Origin of the sequence: Psychrobacter urativorans, assembly GCF_001298525.1 — a bacterium.
Classification (GTDB): Bacteria; Pseudomonadota; Gammaproteobacteria; order Pseudomonadales; family Moraxellaceae; genus Psychrobacter; species Psychrobacter urativorans_A.
Map to the genome: position 1 here is coordinate 1,413,264 of NZ_CP012678.1, position 21,829 is coordinate 1,435,092.

Genomic DNA, 21,829 nt, shown 5'->3' on the forward strand with positions numbered 1-21,829 from the left:
AAGCTTAAACTAAAGAACAACTTGTTGTGAATTCTTGCTGACCGAATGCCATCTATAAGGAGGTGATCCAGCCGCAGGTTCCCCTACGGCTACCTTGTTACGACTTCACCCCAGTCATCAACCACACCGTGGTGAACGCCTTCCCGAAGGTTAAGCTATCCACTTCTGGTGCAATCAACTCCCATGGTGTGACGGGCGGTGTGTACAAGGCCCGGGAACGTATTCACCGCGGCATTCTGATCCGCGATTACTAGCGATTCCTACTTCATGGAGTCGAGTTGCAGACTCCAATCCGGACTACGATAGGCTTTTTGAGATTCGCATCACATCGCTGTGTAGCTGCCCTCTGTACCTACCATTGTAGCACGTGTGTAGCCCTGGTCGTAAGGGCCATGATGACTTGACGTCGTCCCCGCCTTCCTCCAGTTTGTCACTGGCAGTATCCTTAGAGTTCCCGGCTTAACCCGCTGGTAACTAAGGACAAGGGTTGCGCTCGTTGCGGGACTTAACCCAACATCTCACGACACGAGCTGACGACAGCCATGCAGCACCTGTATTCTAATTCCCGAAGGCACTCCCGCATCTCTGCAGGATTCTAGATATGTCAAGACCAGGTAAGGTTCTTCGCGTTGCATCGAATTAAACCACATGCTCCACCGCTTGTGCGGGCCCCCGTCAATTCATTTGAGTTTTAACCTTGCGGCCGTACTCCCCAGGCGGTCTACTTATTGCGTTAGCTGCGTCACTAAGTCCTCAAGGGACCCAACGACTAGTAGACATCGTTTACGGCGTGGACTACCAGGGTATCTAATCCTGTTTGCTACCCACGCTTTCGAGCCTCAGTGTCAGTATTATGCCAGAAGGCTGCCTTCGCCATCGGTATTCCTCCAGATCTCTACGCATTTCACCGCTACACCTGGAATTCTACCTTCCTCTCACATACTCTAGCTCAACAGTATCAGATGCAGTTCCCAGGTTAAGCCCGGGGATTTCACATCTGACTTATCGAGCCACCTACGCTCCCTTTACGCCCAGTAATTCCGATTAACGCTTGCACCCTCTGTATTACCGCGGCTGCTGGCACAGAGTTAGCCGGTGCTTATTCTGCAGCTAATGTCATCGTCCGTGGGTATTAACCACGGAGTCTTCTTCACTGCTTAAAGTGCTTTACAACCAAAAGGCCTTCTTCACACACGCGGCATGGCTGGATCAGGGTTGCCCCCATTGTCCAATATTCCCCACTGCTGCCTCCCGTAGGAGTCCGGGCCGTGTCTCAGTCCCGGTGTGGCTGATCATCCTCTCAGACCAGCTACAGATCGTCGCCATGGTAGGCCTTTACCCCACCATCTAGCTAATCCGACTTAGGCTCATCTAATAGCGAGAGCAACAAGTTGCCCCCTTTCTCCCGTAGGTCGTATGCGGTATTAATTCGAGTTTCCCCGAGCTATCCCCCACTACTAGGTAGATTCCTAAGTATTACTCACCCGTCCGCCGCTCGTCAGCAAGAAGCAAGCTTCTCCTGTTACCGCTCGACTTGCATGTGTTAAGCCTGCCGCCAGCGTTCAATCTGAGCCATGATCAAACTCTTCAGTTTAATCTTGCTATGAAGCTCTTTAAAGAAGCTTCTAAACTTGGCTCATCTAATCTGGCAATTACGCTCTCGTATGTTTCATTTAAATGAATTAACTTTGAGTTTTCTTGCTGTCTTAAATGATAATTTTTATAGTTAGTCACTCACCCCGAAAAGAGGTCAGTCCCAACTTTAATTTTTAGCATTCTGAATCAGCAAAAATCCACACAAGTTGTTCTTTAGTTATGCTTTTAAATAGTGTCTCTACTGTCGTCCAGTAGATGATGTTCTTTGCTATTCAATCAAAGCGATTAGCTTATCTCGTTTAGCGAGCTGACTATCATATCATGATTTATATGTTTGTCAAGCCTTGGTTCTAATTCGTTTCAGTAAGTTAACTGGTTGGTTATTAAGTAATAGTTTACTCTCTAACGGCTTCCGGTTCGTCTTATTGAGGGGCGTATTATAGAGGGTTTTGGAGGGGTGTCAAGCGGTTATTTTAATTCGTTTAAAGTTATGTAAAATAAAAGCAGGTTTTACTTAAAATACTTCATTCAGGAGGTTTCATTCAAGGTTTTTTAGTCATGTAACGGTACTAAATCTAAGTTTTATTGCACTAAAATCTAGCCTCTGACCCATCGTCGCGTTTTTCCTCAAGCACCATTAACTGATCTTTTAGACAAGAGCGCTTTGTGCCAGCGGCATAGCATCACCATTGAGTTTGAGTATCAATGAGTTCAGGCTCAAACCAGCCAAAAGAAAACCCCCCAACGAATTAACGTTGGGGGGTTTAACTTTGAATAGAGAGCTGACGATGACCTACTCTCACATGGGCGAACCACACTACCATCGGCGCAATGATGTTTCACTTCTGAGTTCGGGAAGGGATCAGGTGGTGCCATCATGCTATGGTCGTCAGCAAAGGGGGTTAGATATGAGTCTGATGTTGTTATTATTGACGTCAATTTAACTTGTCGTCGACCAACATAAACCTAACTGAATCAAGGTTTAAGGTGATATCGAAATATATATATTCTAAAGCTTGCGCTTTACAAGATAGATTAATTAGAGCGGTTCATACAAACCACTTGGGTGTTGTATGGTCAAGCCAAACGAGCAATTAGTACAGGTTAGCTACATGCATCGCTGCACTTCCACACCCTGCCTATCAACGTCGTAGTCTTCAACGGCTCTTTAGGGAAATCTAATCTTGAGGTGGGCTTCCCGCTTAGATGCTTTCAGCGGTTATCCCATCCGAACGTAGCTACCGGGCAATGCCACTGGCGTGACAACCCGAACACCAGAGGTTCGTCCACTCTGGTCCTCTCGTACTAGGAGCAGATCCTCTCAAATTTCCAACGCCCACGGTAGATAGGGACCGAACTGTCTCACGACGTTCTAAACCCAGCTCGCGTACCTCTTTAAATGGCGAACAGCCATACCCTTAGGACCTGCTTCAGCCCTAGGATGAGATGAGCCGACATCGAGGTGCCAAACACCGCCGTCGATATGAACTCTTGGGCGGTATCAGCCTGTTATCCCCAGAGTACCTTTTATCCGTTGAGCGATGGCCCTTCCATACAGAACCACCGGATCACTAAGACCTACTTTCGTACCTGCTCGACTTGTGGGTCTCGCAGTTAAGCGCGCTTTTGCCTTTATACTCTATGAACGATTTCCGACCGTTCTGAGCGCACCTTCGTACTCCTCCGTTACTCTTTAGGAGGAGACCGCCCCAGTCAAACTACCCACCATACATTGTCCTCGGTATTGTTATACCTGAGTTAGAACCCCGACATGACCAGGGTGGTATTTCAAGATTGGCTCCACCGAGACTAGCGTCTCGGCTTCAAAGCCTCCCACCTATCCTGCACAAGTCAGGTCAAAGTTCAATGTAAAGCTGTAGTAAAGGTTCACGGGGTCTTTCCGTCTAGCCGCGGGTACACAGCATCTTCACTGCGATTTCGATTTCACTGAGTCTCTGCTGGAGACAGCGCTGCCATCATTATGCCATTCGTGCAGGTCAGAACTTACCTGACAAGGAATTTCGCTACCTTAGGACCGTTATAGTTACGGCCGCCGTTTACTGGGGCTTCGATCAAGAGCTTCGCTTACGCTAACCCCATCAATTAACCTTCCAGCACCGGGCAGGCATCACACCCTATACGTCCACTTTCGTGTTTGCAGAGTGCTGTGTTTTTAATAAACAGTTGCAGCAGCCTGGTATCTGCGACTGTCGAAAGCTCAAGGAGCAAGTCCTATCACCATCAACAGCGTACCTTCTCCCGAAGTTACGGTACCATTTTGCCTAGTTCCTTCAGCAGAGTTCTCTCAAGCGCCTTGGTATTCTCTACCTGATCACCTGTGTCGGTTTAGGGTACGATTCGTTTATAGCTATTGCTTAGAAGCTTTTCCTGGAAGCATGGTATTTGCCACTTCACTGTACAAGTACAGCTTGCTATCAGATCTCAGCCATATTACAGTCCGGATTTGCCTAAACTGTAAGCCTACATCCTTTCACCTGGACAACCAACGCCAGGCTGACATAACCTTCTCCGTCCCTCCATCGCACTATAAACAAGTATTGGAATATTAACCAATTTCCCATCGACTACGCCTTTCGGCCTCGCCTTAGGGGTCGACTCACCCAGCCCCGATTAACGTTGGACTGGAACCCTTGATCTTCCGGCGTGCGAGCTTTTCACTCGCATTATCGTTACTCACGTCAGCATTCGCTCTTGTGATACCTCCAGCATGCCTTACGACACACCTTCACAGGCTTACACAACGCTCCCCTACCACTTGAAAACAAGTTTCAAATCCGCAGCTTCGGCTCCTAGTTTGAGCCCCGTTACATCTTCCGCGCAGGCCGACTCGACTAGTGAGCTATTACGCTTTCTTTAAAGGATGGCTGCTTCTAAGCCAACCTCCTAGCTGTCTATGCCTTCCCACCTCGTTTCCCACTTAACTAGGAATTTGGGGCCTTAGCTGGCGGTCTGGGTTGTTTCCCTCTCCACGACGGACGTTAGCACCCGCCGTGTGTCTCCCGGATATTACTCATCGGTATTCGGAGTTTGCATCGGTTTGGTAAGTCGGTATGACCCCCTAGCCGAAACAGTGCTCTACCCCCAATGGTATTCGTCCGAGGCGCTACCTAAATAGCTTTCGGGGAGAACCAGCTATCACCGAGTTTGATTAGCCTTTCACCCCTATCCACAAGTCATCCCCTGGCTTTTCAACGACAGTGGGTTCGGTCCTCCGGTGCCTGTTACGGCACTTTCAACCTGCTCATGGATAGATCACTCGGTTTCGGGTCTATACCCTGCAACTAGACGCCCTATTAAGACTCGGTTTCCCTACGGCTCCCCTAAACGGTTAACCTTGCTACAGAATATAAGTCGCTGACCCATTATACAAAAGGTACGCAGTCACCCCAATAAATTGAGGCTCCTACTGCTTGTACGCACACGGTTTCAGGTTCTATTTCACTCCCCTCACAGGGGTTCTTTTCGCCTTTCCCTCACGGTACTGGTTCACTATCGGTCAGTCAGGAGTATTTAGCCTTGGAGGATGGTCCCCCCATCTTCAGACAGGATTTCTCGTGTCCCGCCCTACTTAATATGTTAACGCTAATGTTTCGAATACAGGACTATCACCTACTACGGTCAGCTTTCCCACGCTGTTCTTCTACATTAGCATTAATCGGCTTCTCCCCGTTCGCTCGCCGCTACTTGGGGAATCTCATTTGATGTCTTTTCCTAAGGGTACTGAGATGTTTCACTTCCCCTCGTTCGCTTCTTGTACAAGTACAAGATACCTACCTTATGGTAAGTGGGTTTCCCCATTCAGAAATCTCCGGATCACAGGATATTGCCGCCTCCCCGAAGCTTATCGCAGGCTGTCACGTCTTTCATCGCCTCTGACTGCCAAGGCATCCACCATGTGCGCTTCATTACTTGACCATACAACCCCAAGTAGTCTTAACCTATAAATAGATTTTGACTTCAAAGTGTCATACGCTCTAATTATGATAACGATATCACCTAATTTATACGCTTGATTCAGTTCTCTTTACTTTTTTGATAATCAATTCCTGGGATAACAACTGATGTCGTTAAGGAATTGATTATCAAGGTTAGAAACAACACGTGAACATGTTGTTCTAACCCAGACTCATATCTATGTTTTTAAATAGTTTCTATGCTCTCATCGAGTCACAGATTCTGTGTAAAACAGAAGTAAATAATCAATAACGATCACTTAATTCTGTTTATTTATTAGCATCTAAAGCTTGTCTATTAAGTGGTGGAGCCAAACGGAGTCGAACCGTTGACCTCCTGCGTGCAAGGCAGGCGCTCTACCAACTGAGCTATGGCCCCATATAAAATGGTGGGTCTAAGTGGACTTGAACCACTGACCCCCGCGTTATCAACACGGTGCTCTAACCAGCTGAGCTACAGACCCAATTACGCTTGCAATAAACGTAAGCTTAAACTAAAGAACAACTTGTTGTGAATTCTTGCTGACCGAATGCCATCTATAAGGAGGTGATCCAGCCGCAGGTTCCCCTACGGCTACCTTGTTACGACTTCACCCCAGTCATCAACCACACCGTGGTGAACGCCTTCCCGAAGGTTAAGCTATCCACTTCTGGTGCAATCAACTCCCATGGTGTGACGGGCGGTGTGTACAAGGCCCGGGAACGTATTCACCGCGGCATTCTGATCCGCGATTACTAGCGATTCCTACTTCATGGAGTCGAGTTGCAGACTCCAATCCGGACTACGATAGGCTTTTTGAGATTCGCATCACATCGCTGTGTAGCTGCCCTCTGTACCTACCATTGTAGCACGTGTGTAGCCCTGGTCGTAAGGGCCATGATGACTTGACGTCGTCCCCGCCTTCCTCCAGTTTGTCACTGGCAGTATCCTTAGAGTTCCCGGCTTAACCCGCTGGTAACTAAGGACAAGGGTTGCGCTCGTTGCGGGACTTAACCCAACATCTCACGACACGAGCTGACGACAGCCATGCAGCACCTGTATTCTAATTCCCGAAGGCACTCCCGCATCTCTGCAGGATTCTAGATATGTCAAGACCAGGTAAGGTTCTTCGCGTTGCATCGAATTAAACCACATGCTCCACCGCTTGTGCGGGCCCCCGTCAATTCATTTGAGTTTTAACCTTGCGGCCGTACTCCCCAGGCGGTCTACTTATTGCGTTAGCTGCGTCACTAAGTCCTCAAGGGACCCAACGACTAGTAGACATCGTTTACGGCGTGGACTACCAGGGTATCTAATCCTGTTTGCTACCCACGCTTTCGAGCCTCAGTGTCAGTATTATGCCAGAAGGCTGCCTTCGCCATCGGTATTCCTCCAGATCTCTACGCATTTCACCGCTACACCTGGAATTCTACCTTCCTCTCACATACTCTAGCTCAACAGTATCAGATGCAGTTCCCAGGTTAAGCCCGGGGATTTCACATCTGACTTATCGAGCCACCTACGCTCCCTTTACGCCCAGTAATTCCGATTAACGCTTGCACCCTCTGTATTACCGCGGCTGCTGGCACAGAGTTAGCCGGTGCTTATTCTGCAGCTAATGTCATCGTCCGTGGGTATTAACCACGGAGTCTTCTTCACTGCTTAAAGTGCTTTACAACCAAAAGGCCTTCTTCACACACGCGGCATGGCTGGATCAGGGTTGCCCCCATTGTCCAATATTCCCCACTGCTGCCTCCCGTAGGAGTCCGGGCCGTGTCTCAGTCCCGGTGTGGCTGATCATCCTCTCAGACCAGCTACAGATCGTCGCCATGGTAGGCCTTTACCCCACCATCTAGCTAATCCGACTTAGGCTCATCTAATAGCGAGAGCAACAAGTTGCCCCCTTTCTCCCGTAGGTCGTATGCGGTATTAATTCGAGTTTCCCCGAGCTATCCCCCACTACTAGGTAGATTCCTAAGTATTACTCACCCGTCCGCCGCTCGTCAGCAAGAAGCAAGCTTCTCCTGTTACCGCTCGACTTGCATGTGTTAAGCCTGCCGCCAGCGTTCAATCTGAGCCATGATCAAACTCTTCAGTTTAATCTTGCTATGAAGCTCTTTAAAGAAGCTTCTAAACTTGGCTCATCTAATCTGGCAATTACGCTCTCGTATGTTTCATTTAAATGAATTAACTTTGAGTTTTCTTGCTGTCTTAAATGATAATTTTTATAGTTAGTCACTCACCCCGAAAAGAGGTCAGTCCCAACTTTAATTTTTAGCATTCTGAATCAGCAAAAATCCACACAAGTTGTTCTTTAGTTATGCTTTTAAATAGTGTCTCTACTGTCGTCCAGTAGATGATGTTCTTTGCTATTCAATCAAAGCGATTAGCTTATCTCGTTTAGCGAGCTGACTATCATATCATGATTTATATGTTTGTCAAGCCTTGGTTCTAATTCGTTTCAGTAAGTTAACTGGTTGGTTATTAAGTAATAGTTTACTCTCTAACGGCTTCCGGTTCGTCTTATTGAGGGGCGTATTATAGAGGGTTTTGGAGGGGTGTCAAGCGGTTATTTTAATTCGTTTAAAGTTTTTATCTTGTTAAGATTCAAACTCTTTTCTAAACTAGCTCTTCCTTTCCAACTTGGACGCAGTATAGGCGGTTTCGGATGTGAGTCAAGCTTAGTTTGTGGTTTATTACTGTCTGGTTGAGATTGGCAGGTTACGCTTCGCTAACCGCATACTACGTCGCTATATTATATATAACTTCCCCATTTTCAATATTCCAAAGGGTTTCTAGTCTCTAGGGTTGAATTATTAAGAGGTGATGTAAGGTTATATAAATCATAACTACGGTTTAGCTTGGCTCCGCCATCTCGTATTAACGGTTGATAGAGTAACTTAGCTGTTCCTGAAGACCACTGATTAAACAAGCTATCAAAAGGTATAGAGACATAAATGCCTTTATCCATACTTCCTTCACCAAATTCTTCAGCTGATGCATCGGTCTTCGTTAACCAGCCACCCATCTTCACACCATTGTTAAAGGTACGAGATAAGTCAAGCGTGACGCCTTTATCACCTGCTAAATACTGTCCTGCTGATAATTTCATATCAACATCATATATTGGCATATCCCAATATAAGCTGACATGACCTGTACTTACCTCATAGTCTCGTAGACCAAAATGCTGATCAAAATCACGTTGACGGACTCTGTTTATATCGGCACCGATAGCCCAAGTCTTATTAGGTTGACGGTATAATACCTCTGCACCTACACCTGCAAACATCGACTCCAGATAACCTGCATAAGCCAAGCCATACCAATTATCACCAAAGGATTTAAACTGATTCACTTGCAAATTGGGTAGCAATACCCGCGAGGTGGTTATATATTCGCCAATATTAGTACGTACACGAGGCAAGTTACTATTTGCGGTATAACTAAATTTATCGTAGTTACTCGCTAAACGTACTTGTGCATCACCGCTTATCCAAGAACCTTTCCACAATCTATAATCTGCATTTGCATTGGCAAAGACTCCATATAGATAGCCATCTGGACCGCCGATACTCTGACTTATGCTTGGAGAGAAGGTGATGCTTCCTTTTGGTTTCTCTACATGAGCAATCATTTCCTGAGCCAACGGTTGATAACTTTGTGAAACAGAAGTGATCGTTACAGGCTGTTCAATACGCTGTGAAGGAGGCTGTAACTGTAAGTACTGCTCGTTCCATATTTTGGGATCTATATTAAAAACACCTACCGTTTCACCATAACGAGATATTTGAATTTTGATAGAACGGGTGTCAGTAGGTAGCCCTTGACGCAATATTTCCATACCGTGTTTTAGGCGTTCTTTGATAAACACGCCATTATAGTCTTCGACATTTAAGTAGGCATGTCCATTATCCAATGATAAATCGATTGCTCGCCAGCCTGTAGCTTGAGAGAAGGCGTTTAATAATGGTGCATTTTTAGATAAATTAGCATCTTTATCCTCACCAAAATCAACTTTATATTTCAAGCCAGAATAGCTCGTTTTTGGCATTGTTTGTAAGTTTTGAACTTGTTGAGCTTTTGGCTTGACCTTGCCTAATTTAGACAAATCACCTTGTAACGTGAGTCCTAACATCATAGTATCACCACGTTCTAGACCTGCGCTCAACGCAACTCCTTTATCTATATCTTGCCAAGTTACACCGATATTTATAGGAAAATCTTTAGGGTTCTTGTTTTCATTGGATGCTGGCTCTGACTTATAATCATTACCATCGTACTCTATTTTGACAGTGAGAGGTTCATAAGGACTGTGCCATTGAACACCACCAAACAAGGATGTTTTTCCAGTGAACCAAGACTTAGGGCTTATCTCTCCGCCTAACCCACTTTTATCAGCAACACGCTCATCAAAACGATCGTCAATCAGGCTTAATGGGTTTTTCAGATTACCACGAGCACCTAGATAGCCCCACCCCATGCCTAAGCTAAAATCAAAATCACCGTAGCGTTTGTTAGCAACCAGATACTCACCACCAAATAAACTGGTACCTGCTGGATCTCGCCAACCCACTGCTAGCTGAGGTACCCATTTACTTTCATTTAATAGTTTTAGTTTTATATCTAAAGACTTATCTTTTAGATCCTGATCAGGACTCACTGCTCCATAAGATACGTCATTAATATTAGTATATCTAACAGCCGCTTCTACTCTATCAAAGGGTTGTAAGACAATATTATACTGAGTATAAGGATCAACATGTGCAACATGAGCGGTTAAGTTACCTGATTTTTGCATCCGAGCAGTAGGCGTTTGTAATAAGCCTGTAACCCCCCAATCACTTGGACTCACCGGTAAATCTCTAGATTTTTCCGCATCAGCTTGTGACACGGTTAACGGTTTCTCATTTTGTTGCAAAGGAAGTAGTAAGTCGATACCTTGAGTACCTATAAACTCAGCCACCGCTTTCGCTAAATTACTTGGCCATTTATTTATAGTGCTTGGCACCCACAACCAAGAGCCTACCGAAGGAGTTTTTTGTTGCTGTGCATTCCATTTTGCTAAGGTCAAGCGCTCTATACTGCCATCTGGTGATATCAGGTATAACTCATCTGCCACAGAATTTTTATTAAATTTACGCTCACACTCTTTGACATAGTCTTTTGCGCTAACACCTATTTGATGTTCAACTCTGCAAGCCTTTGTATCATCAAATAATACAGTCACAGTTGTCGGTTTCTGATGTAAAACAACAGCGTCATTTTTTTTAAAAATAGGATCTACATTTGGATTAACTTACAGGTAATTAGCGCCTTGCTTGGGTAAAATCACTCTTCCTGTTATCGATAAACGCTCTAACCACCGCTTTAATGGCAGCACATCTGCATTTTTACTCTCTGAAATAAAGTGCTCTAGTTTCTGATTTAAAACATCATAAGCGGTCTGTTGGGCTGAAATCTCGACATCAGCTTCCCATGCTAAAGCAGGCTCATAATAATGGCTTGGCGCTTGCTTTAACTCTTGCGCTAACCACTCTCCCATCCTCGCTCCTTCAGGAGGTGAAAGAACCTTGGATTGGCTCAAACTTGGCTGACTGTTAGATGTTGCTGATAAATATATGGATTTCGTCGTATCTGCATAGACCGACACATTCAGAGCTGAAGCTAAAGCAACAACGAGATATTTAACATTTAAATTTGGCTGATATAGTTTTTTTGACATTATAGCGTCTTCCATACTTGCCAAGACAGACAGTATTGTTTGGAAATACATTGTTGTCCATAAACAGGCTCATTCATATTATGAGATTCAAATGCATACCAATTATCATAAGAAGGATAGGATTGTGAGATTTGAGATTGTGAAACGGTATATTCATGCACCCACACTAAAGTAGTGTCATCACCAACATAACCATGATGTTTTGGAGCAGAAACATGACTTATTTCTCTTTGCTCTGTCATTGCAACAGTATTATTAACGTCATCAACATCACGGCTAAACTTAAACGGCTTTGTTGCAGACCAATTCATGGTTTGTGGTAGGTATTCACGCCAATCTAAAAAAGGTGTTGTCACTGAAGTTAAACGACCATTAGACCATTTAAAAACTGAACGATCGGCACTATAAAATACTTTAGTATTTGCAGCTGGCCATGGTTCTGTTGAACCTTGAGCTAACCATAGGGTATGCCCATTTATAATGAGTCTAATATAGTTAAACTGCGGCTTTAAATCTGGGATTGCTTCTTTAGTTTTAAACACGGTTTTAGTCGCACCAAAACATTTGATGCTATTTTCAGCACATCCTGTTGTAGATTGGCAAGCACTGATTACTAAGACACTACTGACAACCAAAAGTCCGGCTAACTTAAAACCCTGCTTCTTTATTTGCATGTTTTCCAACTTTATGATGTAGATAAAAAACGCCTTAATCGAAAAAAATTAAGGCTTTTTTTTTGGAATAATAGACATACTGATTGAGCTAATTAGTTAGTGCCCGTTGTGCCTGTTGTACTTGATGAATCAGAGTCACCACCAGAGGCTAAAAGAATCACAGCTGCTACACCGGCCAGTACTGGAACCCAAACTGGAATAGAACCCGCTGCTGCGCTTACTGCAGCTAATGGGGTTGGCACTAGTACCACTGGCTGGGCAATAGGCGCTGGTACTGGTACTAGTACTGGATCTGTAACCACTGGCATACCTTGAGGTAGAGGACCACTAAACCAGTTATCACACTGTCCCATAGTGACACGAGTAATATTGCCTGATACATCTGAATATTGGTTGATAACCATATCTGGTGAATAAGGAACATATTTGCCTTGAATAGCTCTTGCGACACCATCACGACCATTACGACCACTAGTACCAATATCACAGGTTCCTCTGCTATATTCTGGTGCAAGATTTCCTAGACGAGCAGTACCTACAGAAACCTCACTACCACGTAATATCGGCTTGTCACTAGTGACTGGCTTATAAAATCTTGCAGTGCCTGATTGAATAGCGGTTTGGCACTCAGCTAACGTATCATAACCAACGTTACCGTGTGAATCATAGTGGATTGCTGCTTGTGCGGGAATAGATATTACTGCACCTAATGTTAATAATGACAGTGAACTGATTAGTGTATTCAAAGCATAACTCCTGACAAGTATAATTTTATCAAAAATAGACATTTGTCATTAGAATACATAGTATGAAGTAACAAATGCAAATATTCTTTCAGCTAAATACAAATATATCCTTATAAACGGTTCTTAAGACTAAATATCTAAACTTACAGTAAGATTTGATTTATAAACTGCTGAGTTACTTACTTTAATCTATTGAAACAATAGTGAAAATAGGTTGAGGCGTAGCGCATCGCTTTGTATAAACTAAGATAGTAACGGAAAGCAGGATTAGCTTTCAAAAATCGTTTATAATAGACGGCATTTATATAACAATAGTATAACCTCTACATTTGAGCTGGCATTTATGTCGGTTTTTCTGCTTTAATAGTCGCCTACATATAAGTGGCAACATTTTAATAATATTTGGATTCAAGATTATGGTAGCGATTACTTTACCCGATGGTAGCGTAAAAGACTTCGAAGGCCCTACGACCGTTATGGAAGTGGCGCAAAGTATTGGGGCTGGGCTTGCTAAAGCAACAATAGCTGGGCGTGTGAATGGGTATTTGGTTGATGCTTGTGACCCTATCGTTGTCGATGCGAATGTCGAAATCGTTACGGCAAAAGATGATGATGGTGTCGATATCATTCGTCACTCTTGTGCGCATTTATTAGGTCACGCTGTAAAGCAGCTGTATCCTGATGTCAAAATGGTCATTGGTCCGGTGATTGATGACGGCTTTTATTATGACATCTATAGTGAGACGCCTTTCACGCCTGAGCATATGGAAAAAATTGAAAAGCGCATGATGGAACTGATTAAACAGGACTATGATGTTGTCAAGAAAATGACGCCACGTGCGGAAGCGATTCAAATTTTTGAAGCACGCGGCGAAGATTATAAGTTAAAACTTATTAATGATATGCCGAACGAAGACGCTTTTGGGTTATATCATCATCAAGAATATGTTGATATGTGCCGTGGTCCACACGTGCCGAACACTCGCTTCTTAAAAGTATTTAAATTAACCAAAATGAGCGGCGCTTATTGGCGCGGTGATGCTAAAAACGAGCAGTTGCAGCGTATTTACGGTACAGCGTGGGCAGATAAGAAACAATTAAAAGCGTATATTCAACGTATTGAAGAAGCAGAAAAACGTGACCACCGTAAAATTGGTAAGGCGTTAAATCTGTTCCATATGCAAGAACAAGCACCGGGCATGGTGTTTTGGCATCCGAATGGTTGGACGATTTATCAAGTGCTTGAGCAATATATGCGTAAAGTACAAAATGATAATGGCTATGAAGAAATTAAAACGCCACAAATCGTTGACCGTAGTTTGTGGGAACGTTCTGGTCACTGGGGTAACTATGCGACTAATATGTTTACCACTTCTAGTGAAAGCCGTGATTATGCGGTGAAACCGATGAACTGCCCGTGTCACGTGCAAGTGTTTAACCAAGGTTTAAAATCTTATCGTGATTTGCCGTTACGTATGGCAGAATTTGGCTCGTGTCATCGTAATGAACCGTCAGGCTCGTTGCATGGTTTGATGCGCGTCCGTGGCTTTACCCAAGATGACGCGCATATTTTTTGTACCCAGTCACAAATTCAGCAAGAAGTTGCCAATTTTATTAAGCTGACGCTTGCCGTTTATGACGATTTTGGTTTTAAAGATATTATTATGAAATTATCGACGCGTCCTGAAAAACGCGTGGGCAGCGAAGAAGCTTGGGATTTTGCTGAAAAAGCATTGGCGGATGCTCTAGATAACTCAGGACTTGATTGGGAATATTTACCGGGTGAAGGCGCGTTTTATGGTCCTAAGATTGAATTCAGTCTTAAAGATTGTTTAGGTCGCGTCTGGCAGTGCGGTACGATTCAAGTCGACCCTAATATGCCTGAGCGTTTGGATGCTGATTTTGTCAATGAGCAAGGTGAGCGTGAAGTACCTATTATGCTACATCGTGCTATTTTGGGCTCATTCGAGCGTTTCATTGGCATGCTTATCGAGCATTACGCAGGTTGGATGCCGGTTTGGCTCGCACCGCAGCAAGTGGTGGTGATGAATATCACCGATAAACAAGCCGAAACCTGTGAAAATGTCGTTGCTGAGTTAAAAAATGCAGGTTTACGTGCTATTAGTGACTTGCGTAACGAAAAGATTGGATTTAAGATACGAGAGAAAACATTAGAACGTATTCCCTATATGCTAGTATTAGGGGATAAAGAAGTCGAATCAGGTAGTGTTAACGTCCGAACCCGTGAAGGTGAAAACCTAGGTGTGATGAGCGTGCCTGAATTTATCGCCTTAGTTGAGACAGCCGTCGCCGAAAAAGGTCGACAGAATCAAAAAACAGATCAGGAGTAATACCTATTAAACAGTCGAACCGTTTGAACATCAACGAAGATATCAGTGCTAAAGAAGTCCGTTTGGTCAAAGAAGACGGTGAACAAATGGGCGTGGTCGATATCGCAACCGCTATGAAAGCGGCACGTGATGATAGCCTAGATTTGGTCGAATTGGTTCCTGAAGCCAAGCCGCCAGTATGTAAGATCATGGATTATAAACATTTCCTCTATGATCAAAAACAGAAAGCGAAAGAAGCTAAAAAGAACCAAAAGCAAACTCAGCTCAAAGAGATGAAGTTGCGTCCTAGCACTGAAGAAGCTGATTATCAGGTTAAACTGAAAAAAATCGTGAGCTTCTTAGAAGATCAAGATAAAGTTAAAATCAGTATCCGCTTCCGTGGTCGCGAAATGGCGCACCAAGAAATTGGTCGTAAGCAGCTTGATCGCATTATCGAAGATACCGCTGACATCTCAAACGTCGAGCAGTATCCAAAGATGGAAGGTCGCCAAATGGGTATGCTATTAGGTCCTACCAAGAAAAGATAAGCTGACGGTATATTCTAGTCACTGAAATAATTTATTTATATCTTTTAACCATCAATATGCTACGGGATATTGGTGGTTTTTTGCTATTTATATGCTAAGTATGCATCCTTTAATATAGTGTTATTTATAATATGCACTACTTTACAAAATCAATCTTCATTAGCTATTCATAACACGGTAATCTTAATGATTAGAATACGTCTATTCTCTTTTATTTCTGTACTTTTAACAGACAACAAATGCTAACTGGCTTGATTTAAGATGGATTTAATAATAAATATAACTATAGAACTTTTAAAATAAAAAATTTAACACTTTGAAAATAGGAAACCTTATGCAAGAGTTGACGCCACCTGATAATGCCACTGTGCCGACTATTACTCTAACCCCACCTGCCGCTGTCAAAGAAATACAAAAAAGCGAAGCAGATCAAATGGTCACACTGGATGCCAGTCATATTCCAGAACTTGATGCCAAAGTAGATGCCTTTGTTAACCATGTGATTAACAACTCGGTACACAGCCCTGAGTTTCAGCAGAATGTGCAATCGATTCATAATTTAGGCAATAAAGAAATTCGTGAATCCGCGCAAATATCCAATCGTATGCTGGAGCTGCCAGCAAAAAGCTTAAATGACAGCTTATTTGATAACTCTCCTATTGCGAAATCGCTGACTGAGCTGCGCGGTATTGTTGAGGATTTAGACCCCAGTAAAAAAGAGCTGACCAGCTCGCGTAAATTATTTGGTTTGATTCCCTTTGGTAATAAAGTGCAAGATTATTTTCGCCAATACGAATCTGCGCAATCGCATATCAATGCCGTGGTGACTAGCCTTTATAATGGTAAAGATGAGTTGCTCAAAGACAACGCCACTATTGAGCAAGAAAAAGTCAATATGTGGGAGCTTATGCAGTCGATTCGCCAATATATCTATGTTGGTAAAAAAATCGATGAGCAGCTTGAACAGAAAGTCTATGCCGTGGAAGCCACTGACCCTGAAAAAGCGCGTATTATTAAAGAAGAGATGCTATTTTATGTGCGCCAAAAAAATATGGACTTTTTAACGCAACTGGCGGTGAATGTCCAAGGCTACTTAGCGCTAGATACAATTCGTAAGAATAATTTAGAGCTGATTAAAGGGGTGGATCGCGCCACCACTACCACGGTTTCTGCCTTGCGTACTGCCGTCGTTGTCGCCCAAGCGATGACCAATCAAAAACTGGTACTTGACCAAATTACTGCCTTAAATAAAACTACCAGTAGCTTGATTGAATCGACTTCTGCTATGCTGAAACGCCAATCGATTGACATTCATGAGCAAGCAACCAGTAGTACCATTGAGCTCGATAAATTACAAAATGCCTTTAATAATATCTATGATACGATGGATATGATTAGCAGTTATAAAATCGAAGCGCTGGAAAATATGAAGCAGACGGTCAATACCTTGACTGTGGAAGTTGATAAAGCACAAAAATATTTAGATAAATCGAACCAAACCACCGTACTTGAAGTGTCAAAAGAATTGGATACTAAAAAGATAACGGATCAGTCGGGTGCACTTGATATTGATATCTAATCTTAATACAGTTACTCGTTAGAAGCGATGGGCTGTCTCAACACATAACATAATTGACGCAAGATATTGCAGCGTGGTTCGTGTTAAGATAGCTTTTATTAATAATTTTAAAATAGATACGGTACTTTATGAGTTGGAATGATCCAAACGCCTCGGCTGAAGCCAAAAAATACATTAATCCTGTTCCTAGTCGTGAGCTGATACTCAGCACGATTACCGAGCAAGGTGAACTGACGCACCCACAACTGGCAAAAGTTTTTAATATTACTGATCCCGACCAATTTGATGCGTTAGGCAATCGCCTAAAAGCCATGGTTCGTGATGGACAAGTCAATCGTGATGGTCGTCCTTATCGCTTCCGTACCGTGACGCAGCATGACGTGGTTCGTGGTACGGTGTCCGCACATCCTAAAGGCTTTGGCTTTGTATTACTAAGTGATATGCCTGATTTATTCTTGCATGAAAAGCAGATGCGCTGGGTCTTTAACGGCGATATCGTCGATGCTATCGGCACGTCAACCGACAATCGCGGTCGTACGGAAGGGCGTATCGTTGAAGTCACTGAACGTCGTCAAAATCATTTTATCGGCACACTAGCGCAAGATGAAGACGGTTATTGCGTAGAGCTTAGTAGCCCGAACAATCATCAACCGATTACGGTCACTGATGATAATGTACAAGCAGTCGGTGCTAAAATTGGCAGTCCGGTGAAAGTCGATGTGATTGATTGGCCTAATCAGCATGAATTTGCCACTGGTAAAATTACGGAATTGCTCAGTGATGATAATGACCGTGAACTTATTATTGAAACGACGCTATTAAACTACGATATTCCTTCTGATTTTAGTGAAGCCACGCTTAAACAAGCCAATGATTATCGTGAGCCAAGCAAAAAAGATTTTAAAGGTCGCACCGATTTACGGGACTTGCCGTTAGTTACGATTGATGGCGAAGATGCGCGTGACTTTGATGATGCCGTATTTGCAGAAAAACGTCCGGGCGGTAACTATCGTGTACTGGTCGCAATTGCTGATGTGAGCTTTTATGTGACGCCAAATTCTCCACTAGATGTCGATGCGTATGAGCGTGGAACGTCGGTTTATTTCCCGCATCGCGTGATTCCGATGTTGCCAGAAGTATTATCGAACGGTCTATGCTCATTGAATCCAAACGTCGACCGTCTCTGTATGGTTGCCGATATCAAAGTATCACGTGCAGGCAAAGTAACGGGCTATGAGTTTTATCCCGCTGTGATGAACTCACAAGCGCGTCTGACTTATAATCAAGTGAATGATTATTTTGCCAATCCAAAAGATGAGACTATCCCTAAATCATTGACTGACAATCCAGCCGTTAGAAAATCGGTAGATACATTGCATCAACTGTATGATTTATTGCTTAAAAAGCGCGAAGAACGTCACGCGATGGAATTTGAAACAGTTGAAACCTATATCGAATTCAATGAAAAAGGCGGTATTGCTGCGATATTGCCGCGTACTCGTGGCGATGCCCATAAGCTCATTGAAGAATGTATGTTGCTTGCCAATACTTGTGCGGCAAACTTTGCACTGGAAAATGAGCTGCCGGTCTTATATCGTAATCACGATAAGCCCGATAATGAAAAGTCGCTGCGTATTCACGAATATGCAAAAAACTTTGGCATCAGCTTCCCTGAAGAAAGTCCAACGCAAGCAGACTATCAGCGTATTATTGAAGCGACAAAAGACCGTCCCGATGCCATCAGCGTGCACAGTATGCTACTGCGTTCCATGATGCAGGCGAATTATGCCCCTGATAATATCGGTCACTTCGGTTTAGCCTATGATGAATACAGCCACTTTACCTCGCCAATTCGTCGTTATCCTGACTTAATGCTGCATCGCGCGATTAAAGCTAAAGTAACGAATAGTCCGCAACCTGCAATGGAGTTCTCTCTTGAAGGTGCGGGTACGCAAACCTCAGATACCGAACGCCGCGCGGAAAAAGCCTCACGCTTTGTAGAGTCGTGGCTCAAATGTCACTATATGAAAGATCATGTCGGCGAAGAGTTCGATGGTGTCGTGACGACAGTGACCAGCTTTGGCTTATTTGTGACGTTGAAAGACTTATATATCGATGGTTTGGTACATATCTCTAATGTCGGTAATGACTTCTTTGTTTATGACGAAAAGCAGCAACAGCTGATCGGTAAAGATAAAGGCACATTATTCGGGCTTGGTGATTCAGTACGCGTTAAAGTGGCTGGCGTAAATATGGACTTGCTGCAAATTGATTTTGATTTGCAAGAAAAACTGCAAGCCAGTCAGATGAACCAAACCAAGGCTACACCTGCCAATACCGCTCCTACCAAAACCAAACCACGTCGTAGCGGTGGTAAACCTAAAAGTAAAAAAGACCAGTAAAGTTACGTTATTCATAGCTTAACTTTACTTTACTTTACTTTACTGGATACTTAATAAAAAAGGCTAACGTTATCGTTAGCCTTTTTTATGGGTGTGAACTGATAGAAACGACTATATTAGAAACTACAACGTTATTGCTGCGCACTATCCATTTGCGCCAAACGTGCGTTGTCCGCTTGCTGTGCACTATCTATCTGAGTGGTCGCTTTATCCATGATAGCTTTCGGTTGTTCGCCTAATGGCTTGCTGGTTATATTATTATTACCGTCATCACTATCGGCAGCCGTACTTGCTATGGTATTGGTGGTGTCTGCTATCGTTTCAGTATTTTCGGTTGCTGCTCTATTGTTTTCATGGCGATTGCCATTAATGACGTTAAAGCCTAATAATAAAGCCATCGCCACCAGCGCGAAGATAATCAGATGTTTCAATTGCATGGATAATATCTCGTATATTTAACAATAAATTTAATAGATACAAGTTATCCTGCATTTTTCATGCCTATTCCAGAAAATGATTATTCTTGTGGGCTATTTTTATCCAATAAATCCGGCTCGTTAGAGCTTTCAGCAATTTCCTGTTCGACTTTTTCCATCAGCTTCCCATCAGGACGGGAATTCAGCACGTCCTCAGCACTCTCACCTTGTAAAATAATCTTAGCACGCGCTTTAGCCTGTTTCTTATCTTTATCATCCAACGTGATTTTATTAATATGAGAAGCATTTTCTGATATTGAGGTGTTGGCTGTCATCATGAGGTCAGACATGGTCTTATTAACGGCATCATTATATTGTAAGTTCGCCAGTGCCTTTTCTAATTTATGGTTAAAGCGCAGGCGATAAATAGGTTCAGGTAAACTAAAACCTGCATTCTCTAGGGCGTGTTTGGCTTCACGAATGGCGATACTACGTGCTTTAGAAAAGTCCGTGTCTAATTGATTGACCCACACTTTAAACTCAAGAATAATATTAGAATCGCCAACCGCCTTAATAGTCGCAATGGCTTTGGGCTTATCCAATACAAAATCTAACGTACGTATTACATCAATGCCAACCTTAATGGCAGCCAGTGGGTCATCATTATTATCAACACCCAACTCAAAGGTAAAGCGGCGTTCAGGATTTTTAGTATAATTTAAAATGGTGCTTTTAAAAACTTCTGCATTGGGAATACGTAGTTGGTTGCCATCGAGCGTCATCAAAATAGTCGCCCGTGACGTGAGGCGTACGACGATACCTTCTTTGCCATTAATCACGATATGGTCACGCGCGCGAAACGGTTGGCGAATACTCAGCATTAATGAGGCAATATAGTTCTCAATGGTATCTTTGACCGCAAAACCGACGGCAATACCAATGACCCCTGCACCGCCAAGCAATGTGCCCAATATGGTTTCTGCACCGATAAAGCTCAGCGCCAGTATCATGCCAACAATAATAAAAACCACTTTTACGGTTTGCGATAACAGCTCAGCGACAAACGGATTGGGCGTTAAGCGTTGCCACATTTTTTGGCGTTTAGACAACCAATTGCCGAACCAAGTCACCATCGCAAATACGACAATGCCTACCAGTAATAATGGAGACGCTTTGACGATGGTTTTACCTTGGTTTTTTAGTCCTTGATACACACTATTAACGTTATCTTGTACATCTAAGGTACGGTTGATTCTATCCTCGACTGTCACGACGTCCGTTAAACGATTGGTCAGATTAATGGCTTGTTGGGCTTTTTTCTCGTTGGGAGTTTCGCCCGTTAACGTGACAACGCCTTGATTTACGCTGACATTAATAGCATGTAGTCCTTCAATTTCAGAGAAAATACCGCTGATACGTTGACGAATGTCATTATCTTTTAATGGCGTGGGCGTGGTTTCGATTTGAGCATTGTTGGTATGCTCACTATTGATAACTGGTGGTATTGCCGAATCAGGAATCGGTATAGTAGGTAATATGGGGATAGTTGTAGCATCATTGGGTTTGCTAGGCTCAGTCCTAGCATCGGTTGATACTTCCGTAGTTGTAGCAGTTGTGGAATTTGTGGAAGGTGTTGACGTTACCGAGCTGTTAGGTCGGCTTATCTCTGTGTTTTCTGCATCCAATACGTTTGCCGTATCAGATTTATTTTCTCCAGTGGCATAAGCTGGAAAAGTACAAATGATGCTTAATAACAACAGTGTCTGACCCCAAATTAGCAGGAATCTGCTTTTTAGTAAGTGGTCAAAATCAGCTGTCATAAGCATCCTTTATTACCTATTATTTAGTCATTATTTACG

Annotated in this window: 10 protein-coding genes, 2 tRNA genes and 4 rRNA genes; 4 read left to right on the top strand and 12 right to left on the bottom strand. The window is 43.4% G+C overall.

Annotated elements, in window-relative coordinates; translation table 11 throughout:
* Nucleotides 1-55: 55 nt before the first annotated feature.
* From AOC03_RS06140 to AOC03_RS06185, 10 genes are all read right to left on the bottom strand, one after another.
* A 16S ribosomal RNA gene (locus tag AOC03_RS06140) occupies nt 56-1,594 on the bottom strand.
* A gap of 782 nt (nt 1,595-2,376) precedes the next feature.
* Nucleotides 2,377-2,490 (bottom strand): 5S ribosomal RNA (rrf, locus tag AOC03_RS06145).
* Between the two features lie 179 nt (nt 2,491-2,669).
* Nucleotides 2,670-5,532: ribosomal RNA gene (locus AOC03_RS06150) — 23S ribosomal RNA — on the bottom strand.
* A gap of 341 nt (nt 5,533-5,873) precedes the next feature.
* Nucleotides 5,874-5,949 (bottom strand) — tRNA-Ala (locus tag AOC03_RS06155).
* 8 nt (nt 5,950-5,957) lie between these two features.
* A tRNA-Ile gene (locus AOC03_RS06160) sits at nt 5,958-6,034 on the bottom strand.
* Nucleotides 6,035-6,110: 76 nt separating this feature from the next.
* Nucleotides 6,111-7,649, bottom strand: a 16S ribosomal RNA gene (locus AOC03_RS06165).
* Together the 16S, 23S and 5S rRNA genes with 2 tRNA genes alongside form the textbook arrangement of a ribosomal RNA operon.
* 677 nt (nt 7,650-8,326) lie before the next feature.
* The gene (locus AOC03_RS06170) at nt 8,327-10,780 is read right to left on the bottom strand and encodes a YjbH domain-containing protein (RefSeq protein ID WP_062534242.1); all 2,454 of its coding nucleotides are present in this window, start codon (nt 10,778-10,780) and stop codon (nt 8,327-8,329) included.
* 69 nt (nt 10,781-10,849) lie between these two features.
* Nucleotides 10,850-11,275, bottom strand: coding sequence for a hypothetical protein (locus tag AOC03_RS12850; RefSeq protein ID WP_227514200.1), 426 nt, complete (start codon nt 11,273-11,275; stop codon nt 10,850-10,852).
* A complete protein-coding gene (locus AOC03_RS06180) occupies nt 11,275-11,949 on the bottom strand; it encodes a hypothetical protein (protein ID WP_062534246.1) in 675 nt (224 codons plus the stop codon). Before AOC03_RS06180 ends, AOC03_RS12850 begins: the two co-directional genes overlap by 1 nt.
* A gap of 92 nt (nt 11,950-12,041) precedes the next feature.
* Nucleotides 12,042-12,695: a hypothetical protein gene (locus tag AOC03_RS06185; RefSeq protein WP_157049294.1), complete on the bottom strand. Its 654-nt coding sequence runs from the start codon at nt 12,693-12,695 to the stop codon at nt 12,042-12,044.
* Nucleotides 12,696-13,111: 416 nt separating this feature from the next.
* Between AOC03_RS06185 and thrS the strand changes: the two genes are divergently transcribed.
* The 4 genes from thrS (at nt 13,112) to rnr (ending at nt 19,554) form a co-directional block, all read left to right on the top strand.
* A complete protein-coding gene (gene thrS / locus AOC03_RS06190) occupies nt 13,112-15,046 on the top strand; it encodes a threonine--tRNA ligase (protein WP_062534250.1) in 1,935 nt (644 codons plus the stop codon).
* A 23-nt stretch (nt 15,047-15,069) separates the two neighbouring features.
* On the top strand, nt 15,070-15,573 hold the full coding sequence (infC, locus tag AOC03_RS06195) for a translation initiation factor IF-3 (RefSeq protein ID WP_062534252.1): 504 nt from the start codon (nt 15,070-15,072) through the stop codon (nt 15,571-15,573).
* Nucleotides 15,574-15,907: 334 nt separating this feature from the next.
* Nucleotides 15,908-17,152 carry a toxic anion resistance protein gene (locus AOC03_RS06200; protein WP_062534254.1) on the top strand — a complete coding sequence of 415 codons (1,245 nt, stop codon included), beginning with the start codon at nt 15,908-15,910 and terminating at the stop codon, nt 17,150-17,152.
* A 128-nt stretch (nt 17,153-17,280) separates the two neighbouring features.
* On the top strand, nt 17,281-19,554 hold the full coding sequence (gene rnr, locus AOC03_RS06205) for a ribonuclease R (protein WP_062534256.1): 2,274 nt from the start codon (nt 17,281-17,283) through the stop codon (nt 19,552-19,554).
* Between the two features lie 131 nt (nt 19,555-19,685).
* On the opposite strand, the gene AOC03_RS06210 is transcribed toward rnr, so the two are convergent.
* Nucleotides 19,686-19,991 carry a hypothetical protein gene (locus tag AOC03_RS06210; RefSeq protein WP_062534258.1) on the bottom strand — a complete coding sequence of 102 codons (306 nt, stop codon included), beginning with the start codon at nt 19,989-19,991 and terminating at the stop codon, nt 19,686-19,688.
* Nucleotides 19,992-20,071: 80 nt separating this feature from the next.
* Nucleotides 20,072-21,790, bottom strand: a complete 1,719-nt coding sequence (locus tag AOC03_RS06215; RefSeq protein ID WP_062534260.1) for a mechanosensitive ion channel family protein — start codon at nt 21,788-21,790, stop codon at nt 20,072-20,074.
* Between the last annotated feature and the right edge of the window lie 39 nt (nt 21,791-21,829).